Genomic DNA, 12,093 nt, shown 5'->3' on the forward strand with positions numbered 1-12,093 from the left:
CCTTCACCGCTAAGGCGTGTTGAAAGGCCCTGGCGTCACCGGCGTCGGTGCGGCCGGGGAGGCGTTGGCTACAGCATCCGCGGCGGTAGCCGGTGGTGTGGGTGGGGCAGGGGGCGGTGGCACCCCCTGAAACCGGCGCACCACGCGCTGGAACACCAGCGCATTCGGAATCTGCAACCAAGCCACGTGGCCGGATGTTGCGCCGTGGTCTTCCAGTGTGGTGTAGAGCAGGTTGATGTCCACCACCCGTCCCTTCGCGCCCGGCTTTTCAGCAGTGTCCAGCACCTCGATGTAGTCGCCAATCTTGAAGGGCCGCACGGTGAAGATCAGCAGCGCGCAAAACAGGTTGGACAGCACGCTCCAGGCCGCGAAGAACGCTACCGCCCCCACCGTGGCAAACCCGGTGAACGCAGTCCAGAGCACCGTGGCGGATACCCCCATGCGCTCCAGCACCAGCAGCAGCGCGCTGGCAATGATGATCCACCGGATGAGGCCGTTGATGGGCACCACCAGCTCATTGGGCAGCTGGTAGTGCGCACTGGCGCGGCGTACCAAACGGCGCAGCGTGCGCTGCAGCAACCAGGCTGCGAACAGGATCAGCAGGATTTGCGAGCCGGGGATGATGACTTCGAGCCAGTCCTGCATCCACTCAGGCAGTCGGGTTTTCAGAACTTGCATGCGGGAGACGGCGGTACGGGCGTTGCGTTCGGTCGCGTCAAACGAGAAAAAGTGGAAGAAACTCAATGGCGTAATTGCTCCAGGGTGTCCATCTGCATTTCAAAACTGAAAAAGCGGTTGCGGCCCTGCGCCTTGGCGGCATACAGCGCCTGATCGGCCCGCATGATCATGCTTTCGGCGTTGGTGCTGTCATCGGGCACGCAGGTGGTGATGCCGCCCGACAGGGTCAGCGTGTCGCCCAGCGGGGAGCCCGCGTGCGCAATGGCGCGCACCTTGAGCAACTGCCCCAGCGCGCGCGCAAACGTCATCGCGCCGGAGCGGGGCGTGTTGGGCAGGATGAGGGCGAATTCCTCGCCGCCATAGCGCGAGGCCACGTCCCGGGGGCGCACGCAGACTTCGCGCAGCAGGCGGCCCACTTCCTTCAGGCAGGCGTCGCCTTGCACGTGGCCGCTGGCATCGTTGAACAGCTTGAAGTGGTCCAGATCGCAGAGCATCAGCGTGAGCGGCGTTCCGTCGCGCCGTGCGGCCAGGATCTCGTTGTGCAGGATGCGGTCAAACCCGCGGCGGTTGACGAGGCCGGTGAGGGCATCGATTTCCACCATCTCATTGAGCCGCTGGTTGGCAGCATGCAGCTCGGCAGACATCGACACCAGCCGTCGGCGCATGTCCAGCAGGCGCCGCATGGCACGCAGCTTGGCCATCAGCACGATGGGTTTGACCGGCTTGACGAGGTAGTCGTCGCCGCCCACCTCGATGCCGCGCCACACATCCAGTTCGTTGTCCAGGCCCGACAGAAAGATGATAGGTGTCCAGTCGCCGGCCTCGCTCTCGCGCATCTGCTGCGCTACCCAGTAGCCGTCCTGGCCTGGCAGCTTGATGTCCAGTAACACCAGGTCCGGCCGGTGTGTCTTGAACAGATGCAGCGCGGCCTGGCCTTCAGGCGCTTCGAAGATGTCGGACACACCCGCCCGCCGCAGTTCGGCCACCAGCGCCGCGCGCACGGAGCCCTGGTCCTCGACCACCAGCACCGAAAAAGCATTGCCCGAGGGCAGGGGCTCGTTGGCAGGGTAGGGGGCGTTGCTGGAGCTGAAGGGCACGGTGTGTCTCCTTGGTGCCGGGGGCGAGGACGGTCAAGACCGCCCCCAGGGCAAATCCAGGCCTCAGGACTCGCGGCGCAGCGCAGGGAACAGGATCACGTCGCGAATGCTGGGGCTGTCTGTCAGCAGCATCATGAGGCGGTCAATGCCGATGCCGCAACCCCCCGTCGGTGGCATGCCGTATTCCAGTGCGCGCACGAAGTCGTGGTCGTAGAACATGGCCTCGTCGTCGCCGCTGTCCTTGGCCGCCACCTGGGCGTGGAAGCGTGCGGCCTGGTCTTCGGCGTCGTTCAGCTCGCTGAAGCCATTACCGAACTCGCGGCCCGTGATGTACAGCTCAAAGCGCTCGGTCACCTCGGGGCGGTTGTCGTTCGCACGTGCCAGCGGCGAGATCTCGGTCGGGTGCTCCATGATGAAGGTGGGCTGCCACAGCTTGTCTTCCACCGTTTCTTCAAAGTACAGCACCTGCAGGCTGGCCAGGGTTCGGGTGGAGAGCTTGTCCTTCTCTTCCGTCATGCCCAGCTTTTTCAGCGCGCTGATGAGCCAGGCGGCATCGTCCACATGGGCGCCGGCTTCGGTGTACTGGAAGATGGCTTCGCGGATGGTCAGGCGGGCAAACGGCTGGGACAGGTCCACCGCGCGGCCCTGGTACGTCATCTGCAGCGAGCCTGTGGCCTTGAGCGCCACCTCGCGGATCAGCGTCTCCGTGAAGTCCATCAGGTCCAGGTAGTTCCAGTACGCCGCGTAGAACTCCATCATGGTGAACTCGGGGTTGTGGCGCACCGAGATACCTTCGTTGCGGTAGCTGCGGTTGATCTCGAACACGCGCTCGAAGCCGCCCACGATCAGGCGCTTGAGATACAGCTCTGGCGCAATGCGCAGGTACATCTCCTGCTCCAGCGCGTTGTGGTGCGTGACAAACGGCTTGGCATTGGCGCCTCCCGGAATGGGGTGCAGCATCGGCGTCTCGACTTCGAGGAAGCCATGGCTCACCATGAACTCGCGCAGGCCGCTCACGGCCTTGCTGCGGGCCACGAAGCGCTTGCGGGCCTGCTCGTCGGTGATCAGGTCCACATAGCGCTGGCGGTACTTCTGTTCCTGGTCGGCCATGCCGTGGAACTTGTCCGGCAGCGGTCGCAGGCTCTTGGTGAGCAGGCGCAGGCTGGTCACCTTGACCGACAACTCGCCGGTCTTGGTCTTCATCAGCGTGCCCTCGGCGCCCAGGATGTCGCCCAGGTCCCAGTGCTTGAACGCAGCGTACAGATCTTCGCCCACGGCGTCGCGGGTCACATAAAGCTGGATGCGTCCGCCGACTTCGCCCAACGAGCCGTCCTGGATCGTGGCAAAACTGGCCTTGCCCATCACGCGCTTGAGCATCATGCGGCCAGCCACGGAAACGTTCACCGGCGTGGCTTCCAGCGACTCGTTGGTGGCTGCGCTGTGTTCCAGGTGCAACTGCGCAGCCTTGTGGGCGGGCTTGAAGTTGTTGGGGAAAGCAACGCTACCGCCGTTGGCCTGGGCTTCGCGCAGAGCACGGAGCTTTTCGCGGCGCTCGGCGATGAGCTGGTTGTCGTCCTGGGGAGGGAGGGTTGTGTTGTTGTCAGACATGGAGGGCCGCCTGAAAGGGGCGGTGGTTTGAACCAAAACCCGGGATTTTAGGTTTTCACGGACCGTGCGGTGCAAATCGCTGTCCGATGCCATGGCAAGGGGCTATAGAGGTTTTTTTGCCAATGCAAAGAAATCAGTGTCTGTCGCCGTGGTCTCAACCACGTCGAAACCTGCATGGGTCAGCATGCCTCGCATCACATCCAGGTCAAAAACATGATGGTGCAGGGTTCTGTTGTTGAAGTTGTCCAGGCTGCGCGTCCTGAATTGCTCCGGGGTGCCTGCTGGCGGGTCCATAGATAAATCATGGAGGGCCAGAATTTCCTTCAGGTGCGTCAGGTCGTGTTCAGATGTGCCCTTCTCGAAATCCTCCACGAGGTGGGCCAGCGGGGTGGTGGGTCGCTTGTGATCAAAATTACCCGCTTTGTTGGGCAGTACCAGAATCAGTGCGCCACCAGGCTGGATGACTCTTTGCCACTCCATCAATGCTTTGATAGGGTTGGCAACATGCTCAAGGCAATTGGACGAGAGAAGAAACTCGTATGAATGATCTTGGATGGCTGTCAAGTCGGAAGCTTCTGCGATGAACTGCATCCCCTTCTTGGACCCAATGAAATTGAAGTGGCGCCCGGCCTTGATGCTGCCCTCCCAAGCGGTATGGGTCGAGAAGTTCACTCCATCCAGATCTTTGATCCTTTGGTAGAGGGGTAGCGTGGTTTTGAACAGCATGCTCGGGCCCCCAATTTCAAGCCCCTTTTTGCCGGCAACGCAGGCTGCATAGGTCTCGTGGTTGGGCAGCCTGGAACGGGAGTGCTTGAGATAGATGAGTGCCTCCACAACCTTCTTGGGAAGAATGGTACGAACGGCCTTTTTGATGGCGACATGCATGTTGTGATCCGAGCGTCGTTGGAAGTGTTTCGTTGCGGTTCAGTGGCTTACGCCGTCACGTCGCAATACCTTCAGCACCGTGCGCAGCAGGATGCGCACATCGAGCGCAAGCGAGCGGTGTTCCAGATACCAAGCATCCAGCGCCACTTTTTGAGCGATGGGCAACTCATCGCGTCCATTGATTTGCGCCCAGCCGGTCAGGCCGGGACGCAGCATGTGTACGCCTGCCTGTGTGCGCTGTGCGATCAGGTCGTGCTGGTTGTGCAGGGCGGGCCGGGGGCCGACCAGGCTCATATCGCCACGCAGAATGCTCCAGAGCTGGGGCAATTCATCGAGGCTGTTGCGGCGCAAAAAACTCCCGATGGGGATGAGCCATTGTGCGGGGTTCTCCAATAAGTGGGTGGCTACCTCGGGCGTGTCGATCCGCATGCTGCGGAACTTGGGCATGGCGAACAGGCGGTTGTTGCGACCTACCCGCTGCGACCAGTGGAGTGCAGGGCCGGGCGATGTCAGCCGTATCCATAGCGCAATGATCAAAAGTGGCAGAGCTAGCAGCACGCTTGCCACGGCTGCCAACAGCAAGTCTATCAATCGTTTCATCTGGGTTGGTGGGGCGATAGTGCTTTGATGAGTGCCGTACTCACCGGTATGGGCGGCTCCCAAGTGAGCATGGTGCGGGCCTTGCGGATATCTGCCCGTAGCGTTGATGTGAGCTGGCGATGCATGGCATGCTTGCCGAGGCAGGCCATACCCCATCGCAGGAGCGTCGGCGGACAGGGAAGGAAGTGCACCGGCCGGTTTAGAGCAGCACCCATGCCGCGGATGATGTCTGGAGTTGATAGATCCTGGCCGTCGCTGACCAAAAATGTTTGATTTGCCGCTGCCGGGTGAGTCATGCAGCATTGTATGAAGCTCACAAGATTGTCAATGGCGAGAAGGCTGCGTAAATTACGTACGCCGCCTAGCGGCAAGGGGACACCACGCTGCACCATGGCCGCGAGCCGGGCAAAGTTGCCTGGTGCGCCTGGGCCATACACGAGCGGGGGGCGAATCACCACCACCTCCATGCCACTGTGCGCAGCCAGCGACCGCAAGCCGATTTCGGCGTCCAGCTTGGACTGGGCATAGGGGCTGTTGGGTACGGGGTTGTCGGATTCGTTGTAGGGCCGCTCCTGCCCTGTGCCGTGGACGCCAATAGTGCTCAGAAAGATAAAGCGCTGCACGCCAGCGTCTGCCGCCCGTTGTGCCAGCCGCAGCGTGCCGTCTGCGTTGACGCGCTGGTACTGCGCCCATGCGTCGCTTGCAGTGTCTTGCATCACATGCACTCGGGCGGCGGCGTGCACCACCACATCGGTGCCTTGCAGGCAGGGCCATTCAGTGTTGCCGTCGATAGTGCTGATGGCGTGGCGTGTCACTCCGTCCCGATCCTGCAGCCTGTCGGTGTCTCGCGCCACCAATCGCAACAGCCAGGGGTCTGGGGACTGCTGGAGTGCGGTGGCCAGATGCCTTCCTACAAACCCGGATGCGCCAGTGATCAGGCAAGTTTTCATGCGACATGTCCACGGTTGGGCAAGAAAAAAGCCATCCAAAGGCACGACAGCATAAAGAGTACCTGATCACGGCGCCGCCGCCTGCATTGGCCTGCACGAAACGCCAGGCGTAGCAAACCGAGCCGCTGCCCCTGGCACCAGGGGGCTACAAAAGGGTGTGTCTCCAATCCGGTCAGACGAGCGATGAGGCTGGCCTGGCCCAGCCCCCAGCCATCAGCGACACGCCGTATCCGCAGCAGGAGTGGACGCAGCCCTGCATTCGCGCCGATCTGGTTGTCTGCGTGTTGGCGATAGAGCATGTGTGGGTGTGCGTCTATCGTCCATGCATAACCTTGTGCGCGCGCCCAGGCATAGATCAGCCAGTCATGAAAACCCACCGGCTGCAATTGCTCGGCATGGGTGCGTACCCAAGCTTGTAGCGCCAGTGCCAGTGGCTGCTTCAAGACAAAAGTGCAGCCTGGCCCGGGGCCTTCAAACAAAAAATCCCACGGCTGCTGCGGTTGGGCCTTGTCAATCAGGCGCTCTCGGCCGCTCGGCCAGAAAGCTGTGACGTTGCTGGAGTAACCCACAGCACCCGTGTGCTGCATTTGCTGACAGGCGCGGGCAAGTTTGTCTGGGTACCACAGGTCGTCCTGGTCGGCGAGAGCCAGGCAATCAAACCCCGTCAGATCGACCTCGTCGATCAGGCGAAAGAAATTCGGCGCCGCCCCTCCAAAGACCTGTCCTGAAGGTAAAACGGAAACCCGGGGGTCTCGCTGCGCAGTCTCCTCGGCCCAGGCTTGTGTGCCATCGATGGAACGGTCGACGCTGATCGCCACCTGTACAGCAACGTCTTGTTGGCAAAGGATAGATTCCAGTTGCGCGGGCAAAAACTTGATGCCATTAAATGCTGCCAGGACGACGAGCACGCGGGGCATACGGGTGGGCGGTGTCACAGGGCTTGGGTCGTCAGACTAGGCCTTTTGGCCCATGCGATTGCAGAGGCCATCCCAGAGCCCTGCCAAGGTGGCACGCAGATGCTGGCGCTTGTCGCTGGGGGCAATGAGGGGAAAGACGAGCGTCCAGGCCAGTGCCTTGACGAAGACCTCAAAACGAATGGGCGTGGTGGCCGATTGGGAGTGTAGTGCTATGTGGATGGCGTTACGAACCATGTAATAGTGGCGTATGGGGGTGCGAATGCTCACCTTCTTGCCGCGAAAATAAACAGAGCTATCCCCCATGGTGTGTTCAATCACCACATCGCCTGTGCAAAAGGTGCGGTAGCCGTGCAGATTTTTAGCCCGCCAGCACCATTCCAGATCGACCCAATCAATGAACAGGTTCTCTTGCATGTGCCCGATTTCCTGCAACGCGCAGGCAGGTATCAGCGTACCGGAGGCAATGGCATGGGACACCGGATGTAATCCGGGCTGGGGCAGGAAGAATTGCGTGAATGGCGCGTGCCTGACAAATGCCTGCACCGTGCCCTTGTTGGTGTCGAAGTAAGACGGCGCCAGGGCGCCCAGCCGAATGCCTTGGGCATGACAGGTCTGCAGAGCGGCCAGCATGTCGGTCAAAAATTGAGGGGGATAAACGGTGTCTTGGTCGCTGAGCCAAACTGCGTCGGCACCCTGCTCCAGCGCGGCGCGTATGCCGATGTTTTGCGCCGCAGCAATGCCTATGTTGTCGCCCAAGGTGACGCGCTGCACGCCCTCTGGCACCGCGAGGGCCTCGTGCTGGCCGGGGGTGTTGTCCACCAAGACGATATGAGGTGTTTGCCGCGTGATGCTGGCCAGCACACGCTGCAAGTGTTCTGCATCAGGGCGGTAGGTGACGATGATGCAGAAAACTTTGTATTCAGACATGGCTAGGCGGAGCTGGCTTAACGTGTGGCAATGACGGTGTGAAATTCAGCGTGGCGCAAGCTCCAGTTTTGGGCAATAGCCAGAAGCAAAAAGCGAAACCTCAAAATGCGTGAATGGGGAAGCGCTATGGCATTTGCTTCGCCGCTGCGCAAAGCGCTGCTGGCGGCGTATACAGCCATTGCCGAGAGCACCGGCAGGCGACAGAAGCTTGCTTTGAAACCTGAACTTTCAAACGTTTGACGAAGGGTCGGCAAATTCAAGAGAGTCAGATGGCGCGGTGGGTCGGCACCAATCCAGCTTGTGCCATACGTTCGGTGACCGATGCTGTCGATATTCGGTGTTTGCAGCCAGAGGGTGCCGCCAGGGCGGAGCAAGCGTTGCATGGATTTCAGCAATTTTTGCGGGTGATGAACGTGTTCCAAAACATGGCTGCAGGTAATCCAGTCGTAGGTTTGCTCTTGTGCTGCCAATTGGTCGATGTCACCGAGGAAAATATCCAGTCCTCCTTCGCGGGCCTCGGCCACGGCAATCGGATCAAAGTCAATGCCATGCACGGACCATCCTGCCTTTTGTGCTAGCTTGAGGAATGCGCCATTGCCGCAACCCACATCCAGCAGACGCCCTTGTCGCCCCACTGGGTGCGGTGGCATGTGGCGCATTTGCTGCGCAACCAAGGATCGCACGAGGGGGATCAGGGGCACGACGTAACACCCCCAAGGGTTGCTAGGGGCGATGGTCATTTGCCAGCGGGTATTGCGGTAGCCGTTGAACAGGGCGCGTGCGAAGGTCCGCAGCGCACTGTCGCGGTCCGGAATCTCGTGGCCAGGGGTTTTGTTGGCTGCCTCTGGGTGGGTGCAGTACTGGGCGTAGGCCTTGCCAATGGATTCGACGGTGGGGCGGGGGTCAAGGTAAGCGGTGTCACAGGCGTCGCAGACGTGCATAGTCCAATGCCCTGGCGCGCATCCAAACAGAGTGTCCGTCAGGTCTTTGTGAACTACCTTCCGGGCTGTGCTCTGGCAAATGGGGCAGTGCCCGAGCGTTTCGAGTTCAGTCGGGTCCCATGCCGTACTTGCAGCAAGACTTGCGGGTTTCTGTAGGGTTGTCATGGGCGTTCGAATAAGCGAATGCGACGTTCTAAACGGTGATTGGGCGATCAGGCAGTGATTGCGATCCAGAGAGTGGCTAACGTCCCCACCCCTCCCCAAAGGGTAAGGCTGACAAAAATGCGACGCCAAACAGGAAAGAGCCGGAAGGCGCTGGCAAATAGCAGTGCTGTATCCACGCTAATACGCAAAGACCACAACACAGCACCTCCGACCACTCCGTAGTGGGTCAGTGCCCACCACAGGCCGACGCAGTAAGGCAGCAGTTCCGCCAGGTGAATCTTGGCGATGATGTTGGTTCGCCCCATGCTTTGCAGCAAGGTGAATGGCAGGTGCGCCAGTCCATTGATCAGCACACCCACTGCCAGCCAGCGCCAAATGGTAGTGCTGGCAGCGGCCATGTCGGCGCCTACCCACCACTCCAGCAAATGCGGTCCCACCCACGCCACCAGCACCATCCCTGGAATCCAGCATACAAGCAGCAAGTTCACGGTGCGTTTGATGGTGGCGTAAAGTGGCGCGCTGGTGCTGTTTGTGGCGTGGCTGACCTGTGCGAGCAGCGGCAACAGCACGCCCATGATCGCCAGGGGCACCATGGGCAGGCGTGAAATGACATCAAAAGGCACGGTGTAATGCGTCACGGCAGTCATAGTGACCCATGCTGCAAGGGCGAAGCGGTCGAAGTACGTCATCAACGGACCGACCAGATTGCTTACTGTCATCCAGCCACCAAAGCGCAGCAGTCGCCGTATGCCTTCGGTGGGCCAGTGAGATGCGGGGTTGGTGAATTCGGGCCTTGCCCACCATGCCATGCCCAGTGCCCCGGCCAACCGCACCGCCAACAGGCTGCCTATAACCCCGTTCAAATCCGCAGTGAACAGCGATACCAGCCAAGGCGCGACAAAGTTTCCTACGCCCGTAGGAATGCGTACGCTATTGACTGCGCCAAATCGGCTGCGTGCCTCGAGCACGCCAGCGCTGCACGAAAACCACATGGTCAGTGGGACGGCCATTACCAGCAGCGGGACGGTGGCACGCGTTTGTGCCTGCAGATCTGCGGGCATCTGGACAAAACCGACCAGCCACGGCAGCACCACCCAAAGCAACAGTGCCAACAACAGAGACAAGCCACCCAGCAGGAGCCGCGCCGCATAGGCCACCGTCGCTTGTTCCTGGCGGGAGGTGCCTGTCCGGTCAGCCGAAGCCAGGTATTGCGTGAGCGCACGCCCCATACCGAGATCGAGAAACCCGAAATAGCCCACCAGCACCCAGCCCAACGCAAGCACGCCAAACTGCTCGTGGCCCAAACGCTGAAGCAGGCCGGGAACCGTTAGCACGCCCACCAGCATGGGCAACACCATCCCAGTGACATTCGAAATGATGTTGAAAAGATGATTCCGGTCGCGCATCAGCTGCCTTCCGGGACATAGCCCGGAACCAGTCGGCGCAACAGTGATTTGAGGGCCGATGTGTGTCGATTCTGGATGACGGTTTTCACCTCTTGGAGCTGAGGCTGCAGGGCCTCCCAGCACAGATGTTCCTCGCGCGCCCGCAGTATCCGATGATGCTCTGTGGGTTGGGCGTTTTCCCCGATCAGCAACTCTTCGTGTAACTTTTCTCCTGGGCGCAGCCCCGTGAATACCAGGTCGATGTCTGCCGCGGCTTGGGACTGATCTCGCACGCGGAGCCCCGATAGCGTGACCATTCGCCGGGCAATCTCCAAAATTTTGATGGGCGTGCCCATGTCCAGTAAAAACACATCTCCACCCTCCGCCATGGCGCCGGCCTGCAGCACGAGTTGGGCTGCCTCCGGGATGGTCATGAAGTAGCGTGTCACTTCGGGGTGCGTTACGGTAACGGGGCCGCCGACTGCTATCTGGCGGCGAAACAGGGGGATCACGCTACCGCTGGAACCGAGCACGTTGCCGAATCGCACCATGGAAAAGCGGGTGGGACTGGCCCAGGGTGTCGCGGCCGTCGCTGCATCGGTGGCGAAGGGGTGGGTGTCAGCTGCCGCCACGGCTTGCAGAATCATCTCGGCAACGCGCTTGGTGGCGCCCATCACGTTGGTGGGGCGTACGGCCTTGTCGGTGGAGATCAGCACAAAGTCCTGCACGTCGGCGGCGATGGCGGCCCGGACCATGTTAAGGGTGCCAAATACGTTGTTCAGCACGCCTTCGCCGGGGTTGGCCTCCACCATGGGCACGTGCTTGTAGGCGGCGGCGTGGTATATCGTGTGCGGCCGGTATTCCTCGCACAGACGGGTGACCCAGGCCTCGTCACGGACGTTGGCAAGGATGGGAAGCAACTCGCAGTCCAGCAGGCCTTTGGCTTGCAGGGTGCTGAGCTCATGGTGAATGCTGTAGAGCGCGTATTCACTGTGGTCCAGCAGTACCAGGCGTCCAGGCGCTTGCGCTGCGATTTGCCGGCATAGCTCGCTGCCGATGCTGCCGCCCGCGCCGGTGATCAGGACCACCTTGCCGCGGATGTTCTTCCCCAGCAGTTCCGGATCGGGAGCGACGGGTTCGCGGCCCAGCAGGTCTTCGATATCCAGCTCCTGGAAGTCCGTCATGGTGACCCGACCACTGGCCAGATCGGACAAGCCAGGCAGGGTACGCACGCGCACTGCGGCGCCGCCGAGGTTTTCAATGATCTGGTGCCTGCGCTGGCGTGTGGTGCTGGGCAAGGCCAGCAGCACGTCAGTGACCTTGAGCCGCTCGATCAACTCGGGCAGGTGGCTGGGGTTGTACACGCGCACGCCGTTGATGGTGCTGCCGGTCTTTCGGGGATCATCGTCCACAAAACCCATCAGCTGGTACTGCCGCATGTTCTGCATGGCAGCGGCTGTTTGCGCGCCTGCACTGCCAGCTCCATAAATCAGCAATCGATGGGTGGCGTTGCGCGGTCGACCCGCCAGCCAGAACCAGCCCAGCGCTCGGTTCGATCCCACCATCAGGAGCAGGATCAGCGGTTGCAGCGCGCCAACGCTGCGTGGTACCCCCTCCCATTGCGCTATGAGCAAGATGCTGAATAGCAGGCCGCCATACAGCGCAACCGCCTTACCCGTGGTGATGAGTGCTGCAATGCCGTTGTAGCGAAAGATGGCCCGGTACAAGCCCGCGCGGATGAATATGGGCAGCGCCAGTGCGGGGCCCAGGCCATAAACTAACCATTGCAGCCCGGTGGGCCAATGCGGTGTGTCCAGCCGCAGGGTAAAAGCCAGCCACATGGCAATCAGACCCGTGCACAGGTCCAGGCTGACCACAAAAAGCCGCTTGGTAGATCGTGGCCACGACAGGATAGTGCTCAGCATGGGCGTATTCAATGC

At 61.0% G+C, this 12,093-nt stretch carries 11 protein-coding genes; all 11 read right to left on the reverse strand.

The features are described from left to right. Nucleotides 1-9 precede the first annotated feature (9 nt). The 11 genes from ACOYR4_RS07165 to ACOYR4_RS07215 all read right to left on the reverse strand — a co-directional run bounded on the left by ACOYR4_RS07165 (nt 10) and on the right by ACOYR4_RS07215 (nt 12,078). Entirely contained in the window at nt 10-678 is a 669-nt protein-coding gene (locus ACOYR4_RS07165) for a mechanosensitive ion channel family protein (RefSeq protein ID WP_291441529.1), read from the reverse strand. A 62-nt stretch (nt 679-740) separates the two neighbouring features. After that, entirely contained in the window at nt 741-1,775 is a 1,035-nt protein-coding gene (locus ACOYR4_RS07170; RefSeq protein WP_015013206.1) for a GGDEF domain-containing response regulator, read from the reverse strand. A gap of 63 nt (nt 1,776-1,838) precedes the next feature. After that, nucleotides 1,839-3,383 carry a lysine--tRNA ligase gene (lysS, locus tag ACOYR4_RS07175; RefSeq protein ID WP_422849089.1) on the reverse strand — a complete coding sequence of 515 codons (1,545 nt, stop codon included), beginning with the start codon at nt 3,381-3,383 and terminating at the stop codon, nt 1,839-1,841. Between the two features lie 102 nt (nt 3,384-3,485). Then, a complete protein-coding gene (locus tag ACOYR4_RS07180) occupies nt 3,486-4,268 on the reverse strand; it encodes a class I SAM-dependent methyltransferase (RefSeq protein ID WP_422849090.1) in 783 nt (260 codons plus the stop codon). Between the two features lie 39 nt (nt 4,269-4,307). After that, the gene (locus ACOYR4_RS07185) at nt 4,308-4,868 is read right to left on the reverse strand and encodes a sugar transferase (RefSeq protein WP_422849091.1); all 561 of its coding nucleotides are present in this window, start codon (nt 4,866-4,868) and stop codon (nt 4,308-4,310) included. After that, nucleotides 4,865-5,818, reverse strand: coding sequence for an NAD-dependent epimerase/dehydratase family protein (locus ACOYR4_RS07190; RefSeq protein ID WP_422849092.1), 954 nt, complete (start codon nt 5,816-5,818; stop codon nt 4,865-4,867). The genes ACOYR4_RS07185 and ACOYR4_RS07190 overlap by 4 nt, the downstream gene beginning before the upstream one ends. Beyond that, on the reverse strand, nt 5,815-6,735 hold the full coding sequence (locus ACOYR4_RS07195; RefSeq protein WP_422849093.1) for a glycosyltransferase: 921 nt from the start codon (nt 6,733-6,735) through the stop codon (nt 5,815-5,817). The genes ACOYR4_RS07190 and ACOYR4_RS07195 overlap by 4 nt, the downstream gene beginning before the upstream one ends. A gap of 36 nt (nt 6,736-6,771) precedes the next feature. Beyond that, complete coding sequence (locus ACOYR4_RS07200) at nt 6,772-7,662, reverse strand: glycosyltransferase family 2 protein (RefSeq protein WP_422849094.1); 891 nt, start codon at nt 7,660-7,662, stop codon at nt 6,772-6,774. A gap of 17 nt (nt 7,663-7,679) precedes the next feature. Then, on the reverse strand, nt 7,680-8,603 hold the full coding sequence (locus tag ACOYR4_RS07205; protein ID WP_422849095.1) for a class I SAM-dependent methyltransferase: 924 nt from the start codon (nt 8,601-8,603) through the stop codon (nt 7,680-7,682). A gap of 212 nt (nt 8,604-8,815) precedes the next feature. After that, complete coding sequence (locus ACOYR4_RS07210; protein WP_422849096.1) at nt 8,816-10,174, reverse strand: oligosaccharide flippase family protein; 1,359 nt, start codon at nt 10,172-10,174, stop codon at nt 8,816-8,818. Further along, nucleotides 10,174-12,078 carry a polysaccharide biosynthesis protein gene (locus ACOYR4_RS07215; protein ID WP_422849097.1) on the reverse strand — a complete coding sequence of 635 codons (1,905 nt, stop codon included), beginning with the start codon at nt 12,076-12,078 and terminating at the stop codon, nt 10,174-10,176. The genes ACOYR4_RS07210 and ACOYR4_RS07215 overlap by 1 nt, the downstream gene beginning before the upstream one ends. Nucleotides 12,079-12,093 lie beyond the last annotated feature (15 nt).

It is taken from the genome of Acidovorax sp. M14 (assembly GCF_049331375.1).
Classification (GTDB): domain Bacteria; phylum Pseudomonadota; class Gammaproteobacteria; order Burkholderiales; family Burkholderiaceae_C; genus Acidovorax.

What these genes read in the sequence shown, in the direction of transcription:
- ACOYR4_RS07200 (WP_422849094.1), bottom strand. Translation starts at nt 7,662, where the DNA reads ATGTCTGAATACAAAGTTTTCTGCATCATCGTCACCTACCGCCCTGAT.
- ACOYR4_RS07210 (WP_422849096.1), bottom strand. Translation starts at nt 10,174, where the DNA reads ATGCGCGACCGGAATCATCTTTTCAACATCATTTCGAATGTCACTGGG.
- ACOYR4_RS07180 (WP_422849090.1), bottom strand. Translation starts at nt 4,268, where the DNA reads ATGCATGTCGCCATCAAAAAGGCCGTTCGTACCATTCTTCCCAAGAAG.
- ACOYR4_RS07205 (WP_422849095.1), bottom strand. Translation starts at nt 8,603, where the DNA reads ATGCACGTCTGCGACGCCTGTGACACCGCTTACCTTGACCCCCGCCCC.
- lysS (WP_422849089.1), bottom strand. Translation starts at nt 3,383, where the DNA reads ATGTCTGACAACAACACAACCCTCCCTCCCCAGGACGACAACCAGCTC.
- ACOYR4_RS07195 (WP_422849093.1), bottom strand. Translation starts at nt 6,735, where the DNA reads ATGCCCCGCGTGCTCGTCGTCCTGGCAGCATTTAATGGCATCAAGTTT.
- ACOYR4_RS07185 (WP_422849091.1), bottom strand. Translation starts at nt 4,868, where the DNA reads ATGAAACGATTGATAGACTTGCTGTTGGCAGCCGTGGCAAGCGTGCTG.
- ACOYR4_RS07190 (WP_422849092.1), bottom strand. Translation starts at nt 5,818, where the DNA reads ATGAAAACTTGCCTGATCACTGGCGCATCCGGGTTTGTAGGAAGGCAT.
- ACOYR4_RS07165 (WP_291441529.1), bottom strand. Translation starts at nt 678, where the DNA reads ATGCAAGTTCTGAAAACCCGACTGCCTGAGTGGATGCAGGACTGGCTC.
- ACOYR4_RS07215 (WP_422849097.1), bottom strand. Translation starts at nt 12,078, where the DNA reads ATGCTGAGCACTATCCTGTCGTGGCCACGATCTACCAAGCGGCTTTTT.